This window comes from Paracoccus beibuensis, from assembly GCF_026162625.1.
Taxonomy (GTDB): Bacteria; Pseudomonadota; Alphaproteobacteria; order Rhodobacterales; family Rhodobacteraceae; genus Paracoccus; species Paracoccus beibuensis.
Genome location: NZ_JAOTBD010000022.1, coordinates 18750 through 38836, shown reverse-complemented (window position 1 = coordinate 38836; position 20087 = coordinate 18750). Strand labels below are relative to the sequence as shown.

General features: G+C 68.3%; 20 protein-coding genes. 10 read left to right on the top strand and 10 right to left on the bottom strand.

The features are described from left to right. Positions 1–6 precede the first annotated feature (6 nt). The 3 genes from hisS to hisG are packed head-to-tail and all read left to right on the top strand — an operon-like array spanning position 7 to position 3256. Positions 7–1485, top strand: a complete 1479-nt coding sequence (gene hisS / locus OC159_RS13410) for a histidine--tRNA ligase (protein ID WP_265501684.1) — start codon at positions 7–9, stop codon at positions 1483–1485. Beyond that, positions 1485–2543, top strand: coding sequence for an ATP phosphoribosyltransferase regulatory subunit (locus tag OC159_RS13405; protein WP_407674131.1), 1059 nt, complete (start codon positions 1485–1487; stop codon positions 2541–2543). The genes hisS and OC159_RS13405 overlap by 1 nt, the downstream gene beginning before the upstream one ends. After that, a complete protein-coding gene (hisG, locus tag OC159_RS13400) occupies positions 2540–3256 on the top strand; it encodes an ATP phosphoribosyltransferase (protein ID WP_265501682.1) in 717 nt (238 codons plus the stop codon). Before OC159_RS13405 ends, hisG begins: the two co-directional genes overlap by 4 nt. A 218-nt stretch (positions 3257–3474) precedes the next feature. Here hisG and ccoS read toward each other — a convergent pair whose 3' ends face one another. From ccoS to OC159_RS13370, 6 genes are all read right to left on the bottom strand, one after another. Next, positions 3475–3642, bottom strand: a complete 168-nt coding sequence (gene ccoS / locus OC159_RS13395) for a cbb3-type cytochrome oxidase assembly protein CcoS (RefSeq protein ID WP_265501681.1) — start codon at positions 3640–3642, stop codon at positions 3475–3477. After that, positions 3642–5849, bottom strand: a complete 2208-nt coding sequence (locus tag OC159_RS13390) for a heavy metal translocating P-type ATPase (RefSeq protein ID WP_265501680.1) — start codon at positions 5847–5849, stop codon at positions 3642–3644. Before OC159_RS13390 ends, ccoS begins: the two co-directional genes overlap by 1 nt. Positions 5850–5852: 3 nt before the next feature. Then, positions 5853–6311: a FixH family protein gene (locus OC159_RS13385; RefSeq protein WP_265501679.1), complete on the bottom strand. Its 459-nt coding sequence runs from the start codon at positions 6309–6311 to the stop codon at positions 5853–5855. Beyond that, positions 6308–7723, bottom strand: coding sequence for a cytochrome c oxidase accessory protein CcoG (ccoG, locus tag OC159_RS13380; protein WP_265501678.1), 1416 nt, complete (start codon positions 7721–7723; stop codon positions 6308–6310). The genes OC159_RS13385 and ccoG overlap by 4 nt, the downstream gene beginning before the upstream one ends. A 73-nt stretch (positions 7724–7796) precedes the next feature. Continuing rightward, entirely contained in the window at positions 7797–8681 is an 885-nt protein-coding gene (locus OC159_RS13375) for a nickel/cobalt transporter (RefSeq protein ID WP_265501677.1), read from the bottom strand. After that, on the bottom strand, positions 8678–9343 hold the full coding sequence (locus tag OC159_RS13370; protein ID WP_265501676.1) for a DUF1007 family protein: 666 nt from the start codon (positions 9341–9343) through the stop codon (positions 8678–8680). The genes OC159_RS13375 and OC159_RS13370 overlap by 4 nt, the downstream gene beginning before the upstream one ends. A 123-nt stretch (positions 9344–9466) precedes the next feature. On the opposite strand from OC159_RS13370, the gene OC159_RS13365 reads away from it, so the two are divergent. From OC159_RS13365 to OC159_RS13350, 4 genes are all read left to right on the top strand, one after another. Beyond that, positions 9467–10426: an alpha/beta fold hydrolase gene (locus OC159_RS13365; RefSeq protein WP_265501705.1), complete on the top strand. Its 960-nt coding sequence runs from the start codon at positions 9467–9469 to the stop codon at positions 10424–10426. A gap of 61 nt (positions 10427–10487) precedes the next feature. Continuing rightward, on the top strand, positions 10488–11147 hold the full coding sequence (locus tag OC159_RS13360; protein WP_265501675.1) for a glutathione S-transferase family protein: 660 nt from the start codon (positions 10488–10490) through the stop codon (positions 11145–11147). A 103-nt stretch (positions 11148–11250) separates the two neighbouring features. After that, on the top strand, positions 11251–13212 hold the full coding sequence (gene parE, locus OC159_RS13355; protein ID WP_265501674.1) for a DNA topoisomerase IV subunit B: 1962 nt from the start codon (positions 11251–11253) through the stop codon (positions 13210–13212). Position 13213: 1 nt separating this feature from the next. Continuing rightward, positions 13214–13540: a YnfA family protein gene (locus OC159_RS13350; protein ID WP_265501673.1), complete on the top strand. Its 327-nt coding sequence runs from the start codon at positions 13214–13216 to the stop codon at positions 13538–13540. On the opposite strand, the gene hemF is transcribed toward OC159_RS13350, so the two are convergent. After that, positions 13537–14403, bottom strand: a complete 867-nt coding sequence (hemF, locus tag OC159_RS13345; RefSeq protein ID WP_265501672.1) for an oxygen-dependent coproporphyrinogen oxidase — start codon at positions 14401–14403, stop codon at positions 13537–13539. The genes OC159_RS13350 and hemF overlap by 4 nt on opposite strands. 63 nt (positions 14404–14466) lie before the next feature. Between hemF and OC159_RS13340 the strand changes: the two genes are divergently transcribed. Further along, positions 14467–14877 carry a hypothetical protein gene (locus tag OC159_RS13340; RefSeq protein ID WP_265501671.1) on the top strand — a complete coding sequence of 137 codons (411 nt, stop codon included), beginning with the start codon at positions 14467–14469 and terminating at the stop codon, positions 14875–14877. Here OC159_RS13340 and OC159_RS13335 read toward each other — a convergent pair. The 3 genes from OC159_RS13335 to clpS are packed head-to-tail and all read right to left on the bottom strand — an operon-like array spanning position 14874 to position 17015. Then, positions 14874–15680 (bottom strand): SDR family NAD(P)-dependent oxidoreductase, encoded by an 807-nt coding sequence (locus tag OC159_RS13335; protein WP_265501670.1) that lies wholly within the window; start codon positions 15678–15680, stop codon positions 14874–14876. The two genes, OC159_RS13340 and OC159_RS13335, sit on opposite strands and share 4 nt — an antisense overlap. Next, complete coding sequence (locus tag OC159_RS13330) at positions 15677–16681, bottom strand: class I SAM-dependent methyltransferase (protein WP_265501669.1); 1005 nt, start codon at positions 16679–16681, stop codon at positions 15677–15679. The genes OC159_RS13335 and OC159_RS13330 overlap by 4 nt, the downstream gene beginning before the upstream one ends. 4 nt (positions 16682–16685) lie before the next feature. Next, positions 16686–17015 (bottom strand): ATP-dependent Clp protease adapter ClpS, encoded by a 330-nt coding sequence (gene clpS / locus OC159_RS13325; protein ID WP_265501668.1) that lies wholly within the window; start codon positions 17013–17015, stop codon positions 16686–16688. A 304-nt stretch (positions 17016–17319) separates the two neighbouring features. Here clpS and OC159_RS13320 point away from each other — a divergent pair, with 304 nt between their 5' ends. Then, positions 17320–18927: a D-alanyl-D-alanine carboxypeptidase family protein gene (locus OC159_RS13320; protein WP_265501704.1), complete on the top strand. Its 1608-nt coding sequence runs from the start codon at positions 17320–17322 to the stop codon at positions 18925–18927. Positions 18928–19837: 910 nt separating this feature from the next. Beyond that, on the top strand, positions 19838–19978 hold the full coding sequence (locus OC159_RS13315) for a hypothetical protein (RefSeq protein WP_265501667.1): 141 nt from the start codon (positions 19838–19840) through the stop codon (positions 19976–19978). The last annotated feature ends 109 nt before the right edge of the window (positions 19979–20087 follow it).

Here is a 20087-nt window from a genome sequence, read left to right as displayed (position 1 = left end):
GACACCATGGCAAAAGAAAAGAAGCAGCCCCGGCCCAAGGCCGAGACGCCCAAGGGGTTCCGCGACTATTTCGGCGCGGACGTGACCGAGCGCAAGGCGATGCTGGACCGCATCGCCGCAATCTATCACCGCCATGGCTTCGATCCGCTGGAAACCAGCGCCGTCGAGACGGTCGAGGCCCTGGGCAAGTTCCTGCCCGACGTTGACCGGCCCAATGCGGGCGTATTCGCCTGGCAGGAAGAGGCCGTGCCCGGCGGCGGTTCGGGCGACTGGCTGGCGCTGCGCTATGACCTGACGGCCCCGTTGGCGCGGGTGGCGGCGCAATTCAGGAACGACCTGCCATCGCCCTATCGCCGCTATGCGATGGGGCCGGTCTGGCGGAACGAAAAGCCGGGGCCGGGGCGGTTCCGGCAGTTCTATCAATGCGACGCCGACACGGTCGGCTCGGCCTCGGTCGCCGCGGATGCCGAGATCTGCGGGATGCTGGCCGATGCGCTGGAGGCCGTCGGCATCGCGCGCGGTGACTACCTTGTGCGGATCAACAACCGGAAGGTCCTTAACGGCGTTCTGGAAGCCGCCGAGGTGCGAGAGGACCAGGCCGCAGACGTGCTGCGCCAGATCGACAAGTTCGACAAGGTCGGCCGCGACGGGGTCCTGGCCCTGCTGACGGTGGGGCGCACCGACGACAGCGGCGCAAGGATCGAAGGCGTCGGACTGAGCGAGGCGCAGGCCGCGCCGGTTCTGGCCTTCCTGACCTCCAAGAGCGCCGACAATATGGCGACGCTGGCGAACCTGGCGGCTGCCGTCGGCGGATCGGCGGTCGGTGCCGAGGGCGTGGACGAGCTTTCGCAGATGGCCGACATGCTGGCCGCGATGGGCGTGGCCGAGGATCGGGCCGTGATCGACCCCTCGGTCGTGCGGGGGCTTGGCTACTACACCGGGCCCGTCTTCGAGGCCGAACTGACTTTCGAGATCCTGGACGAGAAGGGCCGCAAGCGGCAGTTCGGGTCGGTTGCCGGCGGCGGACGCTATGACGGGCTGGTGGAACGCTTCACCGGGCAGAAGGTGCCCGCGACCGGCGTCAGCATCGGTGTCGACCGCCTGCTGGCCGCCCTGCGCGCCAAGGGGCTGGCGGGCGCCGAGGCGCGGGGGCCGGTCGTCGTGACCGTCATGGACCGTGACCGCATGTCCGACTATCAGGCCATGGCGGCCGATCTGCGCGCCGCGGACATCAGGGCCGAGGTGTATCTGGGCAACCCCAAGAACTTCGGCAACCAGTTGAAATACGCCGACAAGCGCGGCGCGCCCGTGGCGATCATCCAGGGCGCTGACGAGGCGCAGCGCGGCGTGGTGCAGGTCAAGGACCTTGCCCTTGGCGCGAAGATCGCGGCCGAAGCCTCGGTCGAGGAATGGAAATCGCAGCCCGCCCAGACCGAGGTCCCGCGGACGGGCCTGGTGGCGGAAGTCAGGCGGATCCTCGGATGATCTCGAAGCGCGACAAGGAGGCCGTGGGCCAGCGCCTTCTGGAACGGTTCCGGCAGGCCGGCGCGCAGGAGATCTCGCCCGACATCCTGCTGCCCGCCGAAAGCCTCTTGGACCTTTACGGCGAAGATATCCGCGCCCGCGCCTATGTCACCCAGGACCCGATCCGGGGCGAGATGATGCTGCGCCCCGACTTCACGGTCCCGGTGGTCCAGGCCCATATGGCCAGTGGGGCCGAGCCCGCGCGGTACTGCTACCTGGGAGAGGTCTTTCGCAAGCAGGACAGTGGAGACGTGCGGCCCGAAAAGTCGCGCGACCACGAGTACCTGCAATGCGGGTTCGAGCTGTTCACCCGCGATCCGGACGCCGACGCCGAGGTCTTTGCGCTGTTCCACGACGCGCTGCAGTCCCTGGGACTGCGGGCCGAAATGGGTGACATGGGCCTGCTGCTGGATGCGGTGTCGGGCCTGCCGCTGACCCGCGCCCGGGCCGACGCGCTGATGCACCACATCTGGCGGCCCGGACGGTTCAGCAGGCTGCTGGACCGGTTCTCGAAGCCCGGTGTGTCGCGGTGCTTTCCCGACACCGGCCAGACCTGGGCGGGGCTGCGCAGCGAGGACGAGATGATCCGCCGCATAGCGCGCCTCCAGGGCGACGCCGCCGTGCCGCCGCTGGCCCCCGTCTGGACCGAGCGCCTGGACCGGCTGTTCGCCCTGCGCGCGCCGGCATCGAAGGCGCTGCCGGCGCTTGGCGAACTGGCCGCCGACATGCCCGCCATCGCGCCGGCGGTGGACCGGATCGTGGCGCGCATGGCCGCCATCGCCCACCGGGGCATCGACCTGGACGGGGTCATCTTCGACGCCAGCCACGGCCGGACGACGATGGAGTACTATGACGGCTTCACCTTCACCTTCCAGGCCGACCGTGCGGGCTGGCCGCCCGTCGCCTCGGGCGGGCGCTATGACGCGCTGACGCTGGTGCTGGGCAAGGGCCGCGAAATCCCCGCCGTGGGCGGCATCATCCGCCCCGGCCTCGTGGCCGAACTGGAGGCATCCGCATGATCCGCCTTGGCGTGCCGTCCAAGGGGCGGCTGATGGAACAGACCTTCGACTGGTTCGCCGAACGCGGCGTCAAGCTGTCGCGCAGCGGGTCCGATCGCGAATATTCCGGACGGGTCGAGGGCGCGCCGGGCGTGTCGCTGGTCCTCTTGTCGGCAGGCGAGATCCCGCGAGAACTCGCCGCCGGCCGGATCGAGCTGGGCGTGACCGGCACCGACCTCGTGCGCGAAAAGCTCGCCGGCTGGTCCTCGGACCTGGTCGAGCTGGCGCCGATGGGTTTCGGCCATGCCAACCTGATCCTGGCCGTGCCCGAATGCTGGCGCGACTGCATCGACCTCGACGACTTCGCCGCCATCGCGCGGGACTTCCGGTCCGAGCACGGCTTCCGCCTGCGGATCGCGACGAAGTACCACCGGCTCGTGCGGGCCTGGCTGTCCGCGCAAGAGGTCGCGGATTACCAGCTGGTCGACAGCCAGGGCGCGACCGAGGGCACGGTGGCGAACCAGACCGCAGAGGCCATTGCCGACATCACCTCCTCGGGCGAGACGCTGCGGGCCAACAACCTTCGCATCCTGGATGAGCCGCCGATCCTGCGGTCGCAGGCGACGCTCTTTGCCAACCGCAATGCGGTCAAGCCGTCCTTGCAGCGCTTCGCGGCGCACTTGGGGCTGGAGCTGCCCTGCATCAACGCCACGCAGGCAACCGCGCAGGCCTGATCCCTTGCGGTAGGTCCGCCTGTCGCCGCGCCCATAGAAGGCTGCGGTGGCGGCGCGGGATCTGCGCGTTCCCGATCTGGTGCCCGCGGCACCGGTGTCTGCGGCTGGTGGCGTGCGGCAGCCTTCCACAGGCTGCCGCACGGCCGATCAGCATGGGCATGACGGCGGCTGCTCCAGCCCCGGCAGCGCGGGCGCCGGATGTCACCGCTGGGGACGGGTCAATCCCGCTCAGGCCGGGGCTTGTCGTCCCACTGGTCCGAGAGAACGCGTTCGCCGCCGCCCTTCGGGTCTTCGAACTGCCGGTTGCGCAGCGCCCAGAGGAACGCCCCAAGGCCCGCCCCGCCAAGTCCGAGCGACACCGGGATCAGGATCGCGAGGATCTCCATCAGCGGGACCCTCCGCCGAGGCGCAGCGCGTTCAGCGTCACGGTGATCGAACTTGCCGACATGGCCAGCGCGGCAATGAGCGGCGTCGCAAGCCCCAGAAGGGCAATGGGCACCGCGATCACGTTATAGCCGATCGAGATCGCGAAGTTCTGGCGGATCCGCCGCGTCGCCAGGCGGGAAACGGCCAGCGCGTCGGCGACCGGGCTCAGGTCCTGTCCGGTCAGCACCATGTCGCTGGCGACCCGCGCCGCGTCCAGTGCGCTGGCCGGAGAGATCGAAGCATGCGCGCGTGCCAGGGCCGCCGTGTCGTTCAGCCCGTCGCCGACCATCAGCACCTTGTACCCCGCATCGGCCAGCGCCGCCACGGCCTCGGCCTTGGCGACCGGGGTGACGGCGGCGCGCCAGTCCTGGATGCCCAGTTGCCGCGCCAGCGCCGCCACGGGCGCTGCCCGGTCGCCGGACAGAAGGATCACCCACAGGCCGTTGGCCAGAAGCCGCGCCACGCACTCCTCGGCCCCCGGCCGCAGGCGGTCGATGAAGTCCAGCCGCAGCGCGACCCGCCCCTCGACCGAAAGCCAACTGGACAGCGTCGGCGTGTCGTCCTGGTGCAGCGCATCCGAGCGGCCCAGGCTGACCCGATGCGCCTGCCAGCGGGCCGTCACGCCCTGCCCCGGTTGTTCGCGAAGATCCTCCAGCACGGCCGGGGGCGTGTCGGCCAGCGCCTCGGCCAGGGCAAGCGACAGCGGGTGCGACGAGCCCTCGGCCAACGCGCGCGTCAGCGGGCGCAGGTCGGCTGGAATGACGGTCGCGTCCATAAGGCGCGGCTGCCCCAGGGTCAAGGTGCCGGTCTTGTCGAAGACGACCGTGTCGACCTCGGCCAGGCGCTCCAGTGCTGTGCCCTCCTTGATCAGCAGCCCGCGGCGGAAGAGCCGCCCCGAGGCTGCCGTCGCCACCGCCGGCACCGCCAGCCCCAGCGCGCAGGGACAGGTGATGATCAGCACGGCCGCCGCGAAGTTCAGCGCCAGCCGCAGGTCGCCCGAGGTCCAGAACCAGCCCGCGAAACTGGTCAGCGCCAGAAGGTGCACGGCGGGCGAATAGGCCCGCGCCGCGCGTTCGGCCAGCGAGGTATAGCGGCCGCGCGCGTTCTCGGCCGCCTCGACCAGCGACGCCAGCCGCGAGAGCGAGCTGTCGCGCCCCGCTGCCGTCACACGAAGGACCAGCGGGCCGGTCAGGTTCACCTCTCCGGCGGACAGGGCGAGGCCGGGGGCGGCCGCCACGGGCAGCGTCTCTCCGGTCAGCATTGCGCGGTCGATCTCGCTGGTGCCGTCGACGATGATGCCGTCGGCGGGGATACGGCCGCCGGGGCGCACGCGGATCGTGTCGCCGGGGCGAAGCTCGGCCACGGGAACGGTCTTTTCGACGATGCCCGACAGCAGCGTGGCACGCGGCACCTCCAGCGCGGTCAGCTCGGCCGCGGCGGATCGGGCGATGGCGCGGGTCCGGTGGTCAAGGTAGCGGCCGATCAGCAGGAAGAAGCACAGCATCACGGCCGCATCGAAATAGGCGTGATGTCCCGACTGCGTGGTCTCGAAGACGCTGATCGCGCTGGCCAGGATCAGCGCCAGCGAAATCGGCACGTCCATCCCCAGCCGCCACGCCTTCAGCGACGCCCACGCGCTGGCAAAGAAGGGCTGCCCCGCGAAGGCCACGGTCGGAAGCGCGATCGCGCCGCTGATCCAGTGAAACAGGTCGCGCGTGGCGGCCTCGGCCCCCGACCACACGGCGACCGACAGGATCATGATGTTCATCATGGCGAACCCGGCGACGCCGATCCGCATCAGCAGGTCCTGCCCCGCACGGTCGGCGGCAGTCGACGACAGCGCGTCGGGGTCAAGCTCGTGCGCGACATGGCCCGCGCGCGCCAGCACCGGGATCAGGTCGGCGGCCTGCAGGCCCGGCGCCTCGACGGTGACACGGCGCAGCGTCAGGTTCACGCGTGCCGATCGCACGCCCGGTTGCGCCAGCAGGGCGGATTCGACCTGGGTGATGCAAAGCGCGCAATGCGCGTTCGGCAGCGACAGGATAAGGATGTGCGCGGCTGCGGCCTTGGCCTGGTCGGCCAGGCGCTGCGCCAGGGGCGCCGCGTCGCAGGCGGGGCAGGCACCGATACGCGGCTGAAAGCCCTGCGCGGCGGTCAGGTCGGCCATCGTCTATTCCTTCACGTGCAGGGGCAGGCGCAGCCGGAAGGACGTCCCGTCGCGGCTTTCCGCGAATAGGTCTGCGTTCCAGTTGCCGGTGGCCAGGTCCACCTGCGACACCCAGACGCCGTCGCCCTCGGGGCGCAGCCTTGGGTGCTGGTCGGACATCTGGTGCGTCGGACGGCGCAGCATCAGGTCCAGCAGGCGCGGCTGGACCGCCTGCCCGTCGGCATCGCGCATCCGCAGCGTCAGCCGGTCGTCCGACAGGTCCAGGTCGATTGTCCAGCCAAGGGCCTGCTGCGCCGCCCGGTCGGCCTCGAAGTGCTGCGAGGCGACATAGGCGCTGCGCACCTCGATGCCCGGAAAGCTGCCGATGGCGTTGATGGCCATGACCACGTTGACGGCAATGATCGTGCCGAAGGCGGCCAGGGTAATCAGCAGGACGTGGAAACCCTTCAGTTCCTTGGTCATCGTCCAGCCTTTCCGTGGAAGACGGTTTCGACATCGGCCGTTGCTGGGCCGGCGGGATCGCGGACGGTCAGGGTGACGGGCGTGGTTTCGACCTGCGCCAGCAGGCTTTCGGGCGGCGCGGCCAGATACACGCGGCGCGTCAGGGTCTGGTCGGCGGGCACGGTCACTCGCTGCGCCGGCTCGCCCTCGACCCTCAGGACCAGGGGCCCGGGCGCATCGACATCCAGTTCATAGACGACATCGCCATGCTGCTTGTTGCGCAGCCGCAGTTCGTAGGCGTTGCGGATCCTGCCGTCCGACAGCGTCACGAACAGCGGGTTCCTGACCGGCGACACGTTCATCTCGACGTCCGAGCGCATCAGAAGCGCCGCGACCAGCAGCACGCCGATTCCCGACCACAAAACCGTGTAGAGGGTCGTCCGCGGCCGCAGCGCGCGGCGCCAGGCCGGGCGCGGGGCGGCGCCGGCGCGTTCGGCGGTCTCGTCCGACAGCGCCAGATAGCCGATCAGGCCGGTGGGGCGGCCCGTCCGCTCCATCATCTCGTCGCACGCGTCGATGCACAGCGCGCAGGTGATGCACTCCATCTGCTGGCCGTCGCGGATGTCGATGCCCATCGGGCAGACATTCACGCAGGCCATGCAATCGATGCAGTCGCCGGCGCCACTGCCCTTGCCGCGCGGTTCGCCGCGCCAGTCGCGATAGGCGACGGTCAACGTATCCTCGTCCATCATCGCGGCCTGGATGCGCGGCCAAGGACAGGCATAGATGCAGATCTGTTCGCGCGCGAAGCCGCCGAAGAAGAAGGTCGTGGCGGTCAGGGTGGCGATGGTCAGCCACGCGACAGGATGGGCGTCCAGCGTCAGCAGGTTCCGTGCCAACGTCGGCGCGTCGGTGAAATAGAACACCCAGGCCCCGCCAGTCATCAGCGCGATCAGCAGCCAGACGACCCATTTTGTGACGCGCAGCCGGACCTTTTGCAGCGACCAGGGCGCACGGTGCAGGCGGATGCGGTTGTTGCGGTCGCCCTCGATCCAGCGTTCGACAAGGATGAAAAGGTCGGTCCAGACCGTTTGGGGGCAGGCATAGCCGCACCAGACCCGGCCCAGGGCCGAAGTGAAGAGGAACAGTCCCAGCCCCGCCATGACCAGAAGGCCCGCGACGATATGGAATTCGTGCGGCCAGATCTCGATCCCGAAAAAGAAGAAACGGCGGTTCGCAAGATCGACCAGCACCGCCTGGTCGGGCATCGACGGGCCACGGTCCCATTGCAGCCAGGGCGTGACGTAATAGAGCGCCAGCGCCAGCCCCATCACGATCCACTTAAGGCTGCGGAAGCGGCCGCTGACCCGCTTGGGAAAAATCGGTTCTCGGGCAGCGTAAAGGCTGGTGGTTTCCAGCGGCGGGGTGGACATGGCAGGCTCCTGTTGCGCCCTGCCCGTCTAGGCCTGCCCGCGCCACGCTTCCTTGACCTGAGTCAAACTGCCTTCAGACCAGCACCATCAGCGACACCAGCGCGATCAGGGTGCCTGACCCCAGTTGCATGACGCCCGGCACCCACCGCGCCGCAGGCGTTTCGGGCAACAGCGCAAGGCTGCCGCGCCGCGCCCAGACCGCCATGCCCGCCACGGCCAGCGTCACTGAAGCGGTCCCCAAGCCCATGGCGAAGGCGCCGAGGATGCCCATGCCGAAGATCCCCATCCGCCAGGTCAGGATCAGCAGGAACAGCGCGCCGGTGCAGGGCCGGGCAGCGATGCCTGCGACGACCAGCAGCCCGTCGCGCAGCGAACGGGTCTGCGCCACCTGAACGGGCGTCGGACCATGGGCATGGCCGCAACCGCAGCCGTCGTGATGATGGTGGTGCTGCGCCTCGGCCCGTAGCATGCGAAGCCCCCGCAGCGCCAGCCACAGGCCGACGCCTGCGACCAGGACGGTGCTGACCTGCAGCATCTCCTGCTCGCTCAGGTCGGTCAGCGCCTCTCGTCCCAGGTCTAGGACGGCGATGCCGCCCCAGACCAGCGCCACGGCCGTCGCGGCCTGCGCCAGCGAGGCGGCAATCGACAGCGCCGCCAGCCGGACCATCGGCACGCTGGACCCGAAGCCATAGCTGCCGATGATCAGCTTGCCATGTCCCGGCCCGATCGCATGGAACACGCCATAGCCGAAGCACACCCACGCCAGCGACATCGACGCCCCCGGCTGTCCGGCCCGCAGTGCCCGCAGCGCGCCGGCCATCAGGTTGTGGGCGGTGCGCTGCTGGGTTGCGGCCCACCGCTCGACCCCGGCCAGCCCACCGAACAGCCACAGCGCCGCCACCAGCAGCGCCACGACAAGCCCGGTCAGTGCCAGGATGCGCGCCAGGCGCAGGCTCATGACGGCGACCCGCAGGTGACACGGATCTCGTCGGCGCCGACCGAGCCGATGTCGACCTCGAGGATCTCGGCGGCGGAGGCATCCTCTCCTTCGGCCAGCGAATCGGCCACGGCGCGGGCATAGGCGTCGGCGGCGGCAAAGGGATCGCCTTCGCGGGCCCGCAGGTCGCAACCCGCCGCGCCATGGATCCGCGGCAGCTGCGGCACGCTGAACTGGACATAATATTCGGGGTCATAGACCTGGATCAGCAGCGGCTGCGAGACAGGCAGCGGCGTCGCCAGGGGCCGGACATGCCGCGACACCAGCCGCCCGTCGCGATAGCTGGCGTCGAAGCTGTGCGGCGGTCCCAGGTCGACCGGGTCCCCGTCGACCTGCAGATATAGACTGCCGTCGAAGCCCGGCCCCCAGTCGGCATCGAAGCCCTGCAGGCGCGCCTCCTCGTGCGGCATCAGGATGCCGTCGCCGTCGGGGTCAAGGTCAAGATCCTCGATGATCAGCAGCGAATAGAGGTCGTCATAGGTCCATTCGACCGTCACCTGCGCCAGCCCCGCGGCGTTGTAGTCGAGGTTCAGGGCGGCGTCGATGAAGACATGCGGATGCGCCGCCGCGGCCGCCGGCAGCAGCGGGAACAGAAGGCATGGGACAAGGCGACGCAGGGGCATGGGACAGCACCGTGACGGGGTGGCTTGACGACGGAACAGGCCGGGCACAGTTAGGCGGAAACGGGCCCGCTTGCAAACCGCAGGGCCTCGGTTGCGCGCAGCGGGAAGGGAATGGCGATGGGGATGGGCAAGCTGGCGAGAGCCGTGCTGGGGTTGGCACTGGCCGGGATGCTGGCGGGATGCGCCCTGGTCGATGCCCGCGCCGCTGCGCGGGAGGCCGCGTTCGAGGCGCAGTTCCCGCCCACCGGCCAGCTGCTGGAGGTGAACGGCACGACCGTGCACGCCCATGTCGAAGGCAGCGGCCCCGACCTGGTCCTGCTGCACGGGGCCAGCGGGAACACCCGCGACTTCACCTTCGACCTGGTGGACCGGCTGAAGGACCGCTATCGGGTCATCGCCTTCGACCGGCCGGGCCTCGGCTGGACCGATCCCATCGCGAACAATGCCAACCCCATCGCGCAGGCCGAGCTGCTGCGCGCCGCCGCCCGGCAGCTGGACGTTCACGACCCGATCGTGCTGGGTCACAGCTATGGTGGCGCGGTCGCGCTGGCTTGGGCGATGCGCGCGCCCGCCGACACGGCGGCGCTGGTCATCGTCTCGGGCGCGACCGAGCCCTGGCCCGGAGAGCTGACGGGCTGGTATGCCTTCGTGGGCAGCCCCGTCGGGAACCGCATCGCACCGCCCCTGCTGACGGCGCTGACGCCGGTGGCGGTCGGCGAACGGATCATGGCCGGCATCTTCGCACCACAACCGGTGCCGCCGGGCTATGCCGACCATATCGGCGTCGGGCTGGCCGCGCGGCGCGAGACGTATCGCGCCAACGCCCGTCAGATCACCCAGCTGCGCCCTTATCTGCGCAGCATGGCGCCCGCCTATCCTCGGCTGACCCTGCCGGTCGAGATCGTCCACGGGGCCGAAGACGGCGTCGTTCCCGCCAGCATCCACGCAGTGCCTCTGGCCCGCGACCTGCCCAACGCGCGGCTGACCATCCTGCCGGGGGTCGGTCACATGGCCCATCACGCCGACCCGGCCGCCGTGGTGGCCGCCATCGACCGCGCGGCGGCACGGTCGGACCGTCGCTGAGGGGCTTGCAGACCAACCCGCGCGGCCCCAAGCTGCCGGTTCGGCAACCAAGGGACCCCTCATGCTGACCATCCACGGCGTCACCCGTTCCCGCGCCTCGCGCGTCATCTGGCTGTGCCACGAGTTGGACCTGCCCTTCCGGCAGGTGCCCGTCATCCAGGCCTATCGCATCGCCGACGCGGACGCGGCCGATGCGCCCCCGAACACGCGCAGCCCCGGTTTCCTGGCGCTGTCGCCGGCGGGCGCGATCCCGGTGATCGAGGACGAGGGCCTTGTCCTGTCGGAATCGCTGGCAATCACGCTGCACCTTGCGCGCAAGCACGGCACCGACATCGGCCCACAGGACTATGCCGAGGACGCGCTGATGGGCCAGTGGTCGTTTTTTGGCGCCACTGCGATCGAACCCGACGCCCTGACCATCCTGATGCTGCACAACCGGGGCACCTTGCAAGAGGCCGACGACGCCGGCCTTGTGGCCGAGGCCGCGGAACGCCTGGTCCGCCCGCTGAAGGTCGTCGACGACCATCTGGCCGAACATGGCCACCTTGTCGGCGGTCGCTTCACCGTAGCCGACCTGAACATGGCCGAGATCGTCCGCTATGCCCAAAGCCACGGCGCGCTGCTGGAGCCGTTCGTGGCGCTTCGCACCTGGCTGAAGACCTGCCAGGACCGGCCCGCGTTCCACAAGATGTGGCAGGACCGTTTGTCCGAGCCCGAATGACACGCAATCGCTGGGGGTGGTGCGGCGCGGGGCCACAACCCCTTGCCGCCCGCCCCCCGGGCGTGAGATAACCGCCCGAACCATGACAGACAGAGCAGACCCGATGGCCGACGACCTCCTCTCCGGCGACATGCAAGCCGACGCCTATTCCGCATCCTCGATCGAGGTGCTGGAGGGGCTGGAACCGGTGCGCAAGCGCCCCGGCATGTATATCGGCGGCACGGACGAACGGGCGCTGCACCACCTGGTGGCCGAGATCCTCGACAACTCGATGGACGAGGCGGTGGCGGGCCATGCCAGCCGGATCGAGGTCGAGCTGCAGGCCGATTACAGCGTCGTGGTGCGCGACAACGGCCGCGGCATCCCCATCGACCCCCACCCCAAGTTTCCGGGAAAGTCCGCGCTGGAGGTGATCCTGTGCACGCTCCACGCGGGTGGCAAGTTTTCGGGCGACGCCTACCAGACCTCGGGCGGTCTGCACGGGGTGGGTGCGTCGGTCGTGAACGCCCTGTCGGACAGCATGGTCGTCCAGGTGGCGCGGAACCGCGAACTGTTCGAGCAAAGCTTTTCGCGCGGCATTCCGCAGGGGCCGGTGGCCAGGATTGGCGCGGCGCCCAACCGGCGCGGCACCACCGTGACCTTCCACGCCGACGAAGAGATCTTCGGCCATCACCGCTTCAAGCCCGCGCGGCTGATCAAGATGGTCAAGTCCAAGGCCTACCTGTTCTCGGGCGTCGAGATCCGCTGGAAGTCCGAGATCGACGACGGCGAAACCCCGCGAGAGGCCACGTTCCATTTTCCGGGCGGTCTGGCCGATTACCTGGCGGAAACCCTGTCGGGGGCCACGACCTATTCCGAACGTCCCTTTGCAGGCAACGTCGACTTCCAGGCCAAGTTCGGCGTGCCGGGCAAGGTCGATTGGGCGATCAACTGGACACCCGTCCGCGACGGCTTCATCCAGTCCTATTGCAACACGGTCCCCACCCCCGAGGGCGGCACGCACGAGCTGGGATTCTGGACCGCGATCCTGAAGGGCGTGCGCGCCTATGGCGAACGCGTGTCGAACAAGAAGGCCGCCCAGATCACCCGCGAGGATCTGACCGCCGGCGGCTGCGCGCTGGTCAGCTGCTTCATCCGCGAACCCGAGTTCGTGGGCCAGACCAAAGACCGTCTGGCCACGACCGAAGCTGCGCGTCTGGTGGAAAACGCCGTGCGCGACCATTTCGACAACTGGCTGGCGGCCGACACGAAATCGGCGGGGGCGATCCTGGATTTCCTGGTCCTGCGGGCCGAGGAACGCCTGCGCCGCAAGCAGGAGAAGGAAACCGCGCGCAAGACGGCCACGAAGAAGCTGCGCCTGCCCGGCAAGCTGGTCGATTGCAGCGCCACGAACCGCGACGGGACCGAGCTGTTCATCGTCGAAGGTGACAGCGCCGGCGGCAGCGCCAAGATGGCGCGCGACCGCACCAACCAGGCGCTGCTGCCCTTGCGCGGCAAGATCCTGAACGTTCTGGGCGCGGCATCCGCCAAGATGGGCGCCAACCAGGAGATCAACGACCTCTGCCAGGCGATCGGGGTCAGCATGGGGTCCAAATTCAACGTAGACGACCTGCGTTACGACAAGATCATCATCATGACGGACGCCGACGTGGACGGCGCGCATATCGCGTCGCTGCTGATGACGTTCTTCTTCACGCAGATGCGGCCGATGATCGACAAGGGGCACCTCTACCTGGCCTGCCCGCCGCTTTATCGTCTGACGCAGGGTGCGCACCGGGTTTATGTGGCCGATGACGCCGAAAAGGAACGCATGCTGGCCAAAGGCCTTGGCGGGCGCGGCAAGATCGACGTGCAGCGATTCAAGGGCCTGGGAGAGATGGACGCGAAGGACCTCAAGGACACGACGATGAACCCCAAGACGCGCAAGCTGATCCGCGTCAGCATCGACGACGAGGAAGGCGGCGAGACCGGCGATCTGGTGGAACGCCTGATGGGCAAGAAGCCCGAACTGCGCTTCGAATACATCCAGGAGAACGCCCGCTTCGTCGAGGAACTGGACGTCTGAGATGCCTGCCGCCTTCGGCCTCTATGCCCTTGCGGCACTGGCCGAGATCGCGGGCTGCTTCGCATTTTGGGCGTGGCTGCGGCTGGACCGGTCCCCGCTGTGGCTGCTGCCCGGCATGGTGTCGCTGGCGCTGTTCGCCTGGCTGCTGACGCAGGTGGACGTGGCCTTCGCCGGGCGAGCCTATGCGGCCTATGGCGGGATCTACGTCATCGCCTCGGTCGGATGGCTGTGGCTGTCCGAGGGGCAGGTGCCGACGCGATGGGACCTCCTGGGGGCGGTCCTCTGCGTCTCGGGCGCGATGGTGATCCTGACGGGCGCGCGGGCCTAGACCCACTTGGCCAGGGGCGGCAGGCTCATCAGCACGGCATCGGCGTTGTGGCCGGTCTCCAGCCCGAACTTGGTGCCCCGGTCATAGACGAGGTTGTATTCCGCATAAAGGCCCCGGTGGACCAGCTGCACATCGCGGTCGGCATCGGTGAAGGGCTGCCCCATCCGCGCCTCTGCCAAAGGCAGGAAGGCGGGCAGGAACGCCTCGCCCACGGCGCGGGTGAAGGCGAAGTCGGCCTGCCAGTCGCCGGTGTTCAGGTCGTCATAGAAGATGCCGCCGACGCCGCGTGCCCGGCCGCGATGCGGGATGAAGAAATACTCGTCTGCCCAGGCCTTGAAACGGTCGAAATAATCTGCCCCGTGCGGGCCGCAGGCCGCGCGCAGCGTGTCGTGGAAGTGGGCCGTGTCCTCGGCATATTCCAAGCAGGGATTCAGGTCGGATCCGCCACCGAACCACCAGGCGCCGGGGGTCCAGAACATCCGCGTGTTCATGTGAACGGCCGGGGCGTGCGGGTTCTGCATATGCGCGACAAGACTGATGCCGCTGGCCCAGAAGCGCGGATCGCTGTCCATGCCCGGAACGCCCCTGGCCGCCATCGCGGCCTGAGCACGGGGGGCCAGGGTGCCATGGACCTCGGACCAGTTGACACCGACCTTCTCGAAGACCCGGCCGCCGCGCATCACCGACATCAACCCGCCGCCGCCATCATTGGCGCGTTCCGTCGGCATCACCTCGAACCGGCCGGCGGGGGCGTCGCCCGGGCCGCGATCCTCCAGCGCCTCGAAGGCCGACACGATGCGGTCGCGCAGTTCGTGGAACCAGTCGGCGGCGCGGCGGCGTTGTTCGTCCATGATGCCCCTCATTCGTGATTTGCAAAGCCGGCCGCGTCGCGGCTAGCATCCGGCACCGATGTAAAGAGACCCGCCATGCGCCGCAACACCGCCCTTGCCCTGATTGCCCTGCCCCTGCTGGCCGCCTGTGGCACACCTCAAGAACGCTGCATCAGCCGCAACACCAGCGAATACCGAACCGTCAGCGGCCTTCTGGCCGATGTCGAGGGCAACCTGGCGCGCGGCTATGCGTGGGAGGAACGGCAGGTCGTCCGCAGCCGCTTCGACCAATGCCGCAGGGTCTTCCGCGACAAGGACGGCAACGCCCATGTCAGCACCTATGGCTGCTGGCGCGACTACGTGGACACCGAACGCTACCGCGTGCCCATCGATCCTGTGTCCGAGGCCCGCAAGCGCGACGGCCTGGCCGAGCGCCAGGAGGCGCTGGAGCGCGGCGCCCGCGCCGCCGTGTCGGCCTGCCGCGCGGCCTATCCCGCAGACGCCTAGAGGATCTGCGCCGTCACCGAATCGGCCAGGCTGCGACCGCCGTCGACGGTCAGGATCTGGCCGGTCACGAAGCGCGCCCCGTCGCTGACAAGATAGTGCACAGTTTCGGCCAATTCGTCGGCGGGCGCGATGCGGCCAAGGGGCGTGCCGGCGATGATCTGGGCGCGCTTGTCCGGGTCCTCCTTCAGCGCGCATTGCAGTTCGTGCGACATGACGCTGCTGAAGCTGACCCCGTTCACGCGGATGCGGTGCGGTGCCAGCGCCAGCGCCAGTCCCCGCGTCGCCTGTTCCTGCGCGGCGCAGGCGATGGAATAGCCCAGCATCGACGGGATCGGCCGCCGCGCCGCCAAGGTCGAGATGTTCACGATCGCGCCAGTCTGGGACGCCGGACCTTCCCCCTCGGCCTGCTTGATCATGCGCTTGGCCACCATCTGCGACAGGCGCAGGCTGGAGGTCAGGTTCTGGCGCAGCATCTCCTCGAGCGTGTCCATGTCGGTGTCCAGCGGATCGCTGTCCTTGACGAAGCGATGCGCGTTCACGAGGATGTCGACCCGGTCGAAGGCGTCCAGCGTGGCCGACAGCAGGTTCGCCATCGCCAGCTTTTCGGACATGTTGCCGGCGAAGCGGCGCACCTGCGACTGGTCGTTCTCGTAATCCGAGACGACCGAACTCAGCGCCGCCTCGTCGTTGTCGGCGAACATCACCTGGGCGCCGCGTTCGGTCAGGTGGCGGGCGATGGCCAATCCCACGCCGCGCGCGGCCCCCGTCACGATGGCGGCCTTGCCCTGGATCGACATGCTCATCGGCGGTCCTTCCGCGCATTGCCCTTGCCGGCGGCGGTGGCCTCGATCACCTTGAAGCGCGTGTCGCCGCCGATCTCGTGCACCTGGCCGAAATGCTCGGCGAGGACGGTTTCATAAGGCAGATGGCGGTTCGCGACCATCCAGAGCCGACCCGCGCCCGTCAATAGCCGCGCCGCCGTGGCGATGAAGGCCGCCCCCAGTCGCGGATCGGCCTGGCGGCCTTCGTGGAACGGTGGGTTCATCACGACCCCGTTGACCGGGTCCCTCAGCCGGAAATCGCGCGCGTCCGCCCAGTGGAACTGCGCTCGCGGGTCGCTCACGTTGCGCCGCGCCGATTCGACCGCCGCGTGATCGGCCTCGACCAGATGCAGCTCGGTCACGCCGGGGCGCGCCAGGATCTGGGCCGACAGCCAGCCCCAGCCCGCGCCAAGATCGACCACCCGGGTCGGCAGCTTGGGCGGCAGGTGGTCGGCCAGCATCCGCGACCCCGGATCGACGCCATCGGCGGAAAAGACGCCCGGCAGCGTCGTGAAGCCCGGCGCGACGTCATGCGCGGTGGCGGCCCAGCCATCCGGCAGCCAATCCTGCACCGGAACATCCACGCGGAAGATCTTGCCATGCGCCTTGCTGATGACTTCGGCGACGGGTGCAAAGCCCCGCAGCTCCTTCAGAAGCGCATCGACGCCATCGGTCTTCTGGCCGTCGATCCACAACTGGCCGCCGGGGGTCAGGTGACGAACAGCCTCGGCGATGCGGGCGCGTGCGGCAGCCTTGGCGCGCGGCAGCCGGACGATGGCATGGTCGAACCGCCCGTCGGCCGCCGTCGCCACACGGAACCCGCGCGTGGAGAGGCCTTGGTGATCGGGGAAATGGCCCTGAACGACCTGCAGGTGCTGCGGGTCCAAGGGCGACAGGTCATCGGCGGCGGTGGCCCCGATGAACAGGACCTCCCCCCCGGGATGGCCATCCGGAAAGGCCAGGTCCAGTCGTGATTGGGTCACGTGACTACTCTTTTTCCATGGTGCATTGCAGGGGATGCTGCTGGCGGCGCGCCAGTTCCATCACCTGGGCGACCTTTGTTTCGGCCACCTCGTGCGAGAAGACGCCGACCACCGCCACGCCGCGCCGATGAACGGTCAGCATGATCTCGATGGCTTGGGCGTGGGTCATGTGGAACAGCCGTTCCAGCACATGGACCACGAACTCCATCGGCGTGAAATCGTCGTTCAGCATCAAGACCTTGTACATCGGCGGCCGCTGCGATTTCGCGCGCGGCTTGACCGCCAGATCGGACTGATCGTCGGGCTTGTCGGAGTCGGTCATCCAGTGCGTCATCGGGTTGGTGTCGTTCCTGAAGTCTGCAACGTGGACCCGTCGGACGTCGTCCGCACAGGCGTGTCGTGGAAATATAACGCAAACCCGCCGGGATGAAAGCCCCGGCCCCGGCCTTTCGGCGCTTATCGGGGATGCCTTACAAATTTAAGTTGAATGCCCGGTTTCACGGATGTTTCACCCATGCTACTGTCATCTTGTTAACGACGGACATGCGATAAACGACATGTCCGCTTGAGGCAGAGAGACAGCGACAGTGAACCGAATCCTTCCCGCACTCCGGCTGTGGAGCCGTGTCCTGATTGCCATGACGCTGCTTGCGGCACCCGCCGCCGCGGCGCCGTTCGCAGCCTATGTCATGGACGCGCGCACCGGCCAGCCGATTTATCGCCAGAACTCGGAAACCCGGCTGCACCCGGCATCCCTAACGAAGATGATGACGCTCTACATGACCTTCTCGGCGATCGAGCGGGGGCAGGTACGGCTTGATTCCAAGTTCACCATTTCCAGCAACGCCGCCAACGAACCGCCCTCGAAACTGGGCCTTCGCGCCGGCCAGAAGATCGAGCTGCGCTACCTGATCCGCGCCGCGGCGATCAAGTCGGCCAACGACGCCGCCACCGCTTTGGGCGAAGGGCTGGCGGGGTCCGAGCAAGCGTTCGCCCAGCAGATGACGCAGATGGCGCGCGCCCTTGGAATGAACAACACGCAGTTCCGCAATGCCCATGGCCTGACGACCGAAGGCCACTACTCGACCGCTCATGACATGAGCCTGCTGGGGCGGCACCTGTTCTACGATTTCCCGCAGTACTACAACCTCTTCTCGCGCCGTTCGGCCGACGCGGGCATTGCGCAGGTGGCGGCAACGAATCGGCGGTTCCTCGATGACTATCCGGGCGCTGATGGAATCAAGACCGGGTATACTCGGGCTGCGGGCTTCAACCTGACCGCCTCGGCGCAGCGCGGCAACAAGCGGCTGATTGCGACCGTCTTCGGCGGCACCTCGACTGCGCAGCGCAACCAGGTCGTGGCGGAATTGCTGGACAGCAGCTTCACCCGCATCCCTGACCGCGTACGCGAGGTTCGCCCGCAGCGCCCGCGCATGCTGGTGCAGCAGACGACCCGCCGTGCACAGGTCGCACCGACGCCGGCCGCCACCCAGCCCGAGCCTCAGCGGCTGGTGCTGCAGGCCTCGCCGCCGCCCTCCACCAGACCGGCCTCGGCATCGTCGCTGGTTGCCTCGACCCCGAAGGTCGACCTAACCGAGGCGCTTCGCATCGCGACAGCCGGCGCGCAGGTCAGCAGCCCTGGGGTGGCCTTGGCAAGCAGCCCGCGCCCGCGCGCACGCCCTGGAACCCAAGTCGCCGCAATCGAGCAGGCCATTGCGACCGCGGTTGCCGTCGACGCGCCGGCCAGCGCCAGCCTTGCCGCACCGGTCCTAGCCAGCTCGAATCGCCCGACTCCGGCGCCTGGCCGGGGCGCCAGCACCGCAGCCGTCGAGGCCGCCGTGGTGGCTGCCGCCGAGGCGCCTGCCACTGTCGCTTCGAATGCGGACGGCCTGACGCTCGACAGCTCTAGCGCGCCCAAGCCGCGGTCCGAAACGGTGATCCTGGCTGCGATGGGTGAAGGCGACATCTCGAGCCCCGAAGCTCTGGAAGTCGTGCGGCGTCATAGCAACGGAAGCCGCAGCTGGGCAATTTCGCTCGGCCATTACGGTTCGAAATCCGAAGCCGAGCGCCTGTTGCTAGGCTACGCTCTGCAGGACGGCAGCCTCTTCAGTTCGGCTGGTCGCCGGGTTGCCGACACCAGGAAGGGGTTCGAGCCTCGCTTCGTGAACCTCTCCGAGGGTGATGCGCAATTGGCCTGCGAACGGATGCGCAGCCGCTCTCAAAGCTGCACCGTCGTTGCAAATTGATATCCGCCAGACCACGATCAGCGGCCCATCTTTCAGGTGGGCCGCTTTTCTTATGTCTCAAGGCCTCTGGGCGCGTGCGATGGCACATGGTTCAGTCGCGAATGCCTGTCGATGAAGCTGCACCGTCTTCATCGACGCCTCGGGTCCCTGATCCGTCTTCCGGCACGGGATAGCCACGCCTTTGAGGATATGCCCCGCGGTGCGTCGCCAGGCGAGCTCGTTTGCAGTAAGCCCTCGCGACCCGGAGACATTGCTGTCCCCTAGATCACGTCACTGTCTTCATCCTCAAAGCGTGCTGCAATTTGGACGACTTGTCCGACAAATCCACGTCGGTTGTGGATGAGCGGCTTGGATCGTCACCGGACGGGGGTTTGGTAAGTTTACAACTGCCAGCTCAACCCATCGATAGGGAAGGTTCGGCCTGTCTAGCTGCAATTCGGCGGCGTGGCGCACGATGGGCCTCACTCTGCGTTGTGCGTGGGGACGGTGCGAAAGCCCGAGGCATGTTGCCCGCGCCCCGGTTGCACCGGAAATCTGCGATCAGCGGCGGCACCCATCGCAAACTTGCCCTGCGACGTGTGGCGGCTGGGGCGAGTGCTGAAGCCACAGCCTCGTCGAAACGCGCACGCGCGCGAAGGCGACACTAGTGGCCGAAGTTCCTACAAGCCGAACTGGGCTTTCAGGCCGATCTGCTCCGCGAGGCGCCTGAGAAAGCGACGCTGCCGGCCTGCTGGCGGGGACGGCGGTGGCGTCGAACCGGGTTTGCATCTGGCCGGCAATCGCCCTCGCATGCTGCCAGAAGGTTCGACCAGCGCACTCTGGCTTTGGGCTGTAACCTGTGCGTCCTGCACCTGGCCGACATGAGGGGCTTTAGAAGTCACAAGCGCACGCGGAATACCACGCCCCGGACATGGACCTGTGGATCAGACGGCGACGACAGTTGAAGCGCGGGAAGCTGGCCAAGCCGGATGCACCGCACACCTGCCCGGTGGACGCCACGGCAATCGCGCGGCTGACGGTCAACAATTCCGCAGCTGAACGTGCCGGATGACGTCAACCGCATGGGGCCGCGTTGAAGTGCATCTCTCGCCGCCCACCGAACGTCCGGTCGCTGAAACAGATCATCGCAGCCTTGGGTGCTTGAGGTTGAAAATGACCCG

What these genes read in the sequence shown, in the direction of transcription:
- hisS (WP_265501684.1), top strand. Translation starts at nt 7, where the DNA reads ATGGCAAAAGAAAAGAAGCAGCCCCGGCCCAAGGCCGAGACGCCCAAG.
- hisG (WP_265501682.1), top strand. Translation starts at nt 2,540, where the DNA reads ATGATCCGCCTTGGCGTGCCGTCCAAGGGGCGGCTGATGGAACAGACC.
- ccoS (WP_265501681.1), bottom strand. Translation starts at nt 3,642, where the DNA reads ATGGAGATCCTCGCGATCCTGATCCCGGTGTCGCTCGGACTTGGCGGG.
- OC159_RS13390 (WP_265501680.1), bottom strand. Translation starts at nt 5,849, where the DNA reads ATGGCCGACCTGACCGCCGCGCAGGGCTTTCAGCCGCGTATCGGTGCC.
- OC159_RS13385 (WP_265501679.1), bottom strand. Translation starts at nt 6,311, where the DNA reads ATGACCAAGGAACTGAAGGGTTTCCACGTCCTGCTGATTACCCTGGCC.
- ccoG (WP_265501678.1), bottom strand. Translation starts at nt 7,723, where the DNA reads ATGTCCACCCCGCCGCTGGAAACCACCAGCCTTTACGCTGCCCGAGAA.
- OC159_RS13375 (WP_265501677.1), bottom strand. Translation starts at nt 8,681, where the DNA reads ATGAGCCTGCGCCTGGCGCGCATCCTGGCACTGACCGGGCTTGTCGTG.
- OC159_RS13370 (WP_265501676.1), bottom strand. Translation starts at nt 9,343, where the DNA reads ATGCCCCTGCGTCGCCTTGTCCCATGCCTTCTGTTCCCGCTGCTGCCG.
- OC159_RS13365 (WP_265501705.1), top strand. Translation starts at nt 9,467, where the DNA reads ATGGGCAAGCTGGCGAGAGCCGTGCTGGGGTTGGCACTGGCCGGGATG.
- OC159_RS13360 (WP_265501675.1), top strand. Translation starts at nt 10,488, where the DNA reads ATGCTGACCATCCACGGCGTCACCCGTTCCCGCGCCTCGCGCGTCATC.
- parE (WP_265501674.1), top strand. Translation starts at nt 11,251, where the DNA reads ATGGCCGACGACCTCCTCTCCGGCGACATGCAAGCCGACGCCTATTCC.
- OC159_RS13350 (WP_265501673.1), top strand. Translation starts at nt 13,214, where the DNA reads ATGCCTGCCGCCTTCGGCCTCTATGCCCTTGCGGCACTGGCCGAGATC.
- hemF (WP_265501672.1), bottom strand. Translation starts at nt 14,403, where the DNA reads ATGAGGGGCATCATGGACGAACAACGCCGCCGCGCCGCCGACTGGTTC.
- OC159_RS13340 (WP_265501671.1), top strand. Translation starts at nt 14,467, where the DNA reads ATGCGCCGCAACACCGCCCTTGCCCTGATTGCCCTGCCCCTGCTGGCC.
- OC159_RS13335 (WP_265501670.1), bottom strand. Translation starts at nt 15,680, where the DNA reads ATGAGCATGTCGATCCAGGGCAAGGCCGCCATCGTGACGGGGGCCGCG.
- clpS (WP_265501668.1), bottom strand. Translation starts at nt 17,015, where the DNA reads ATGACGCACTGGATGACCGACTCCGACAAGCCCGACGATCAGTCCGAT.
- OC159_RS13320 (WP_265501704.1), top strand. Translation starts at nt 17,320, where the DNA reads ATGACGCTGCTTGCGGCACCCGCCGCCGCGGCGCCGTTCGCAGCCTAT.
- OC159_RS13315 (WP_265501667.1), top strand. Translation starts at nt 19,838, where the DNA reads ATGGACCTGTGGATCAGACGGCGACGACAGTTGAAGCGCGGGAAGCTG.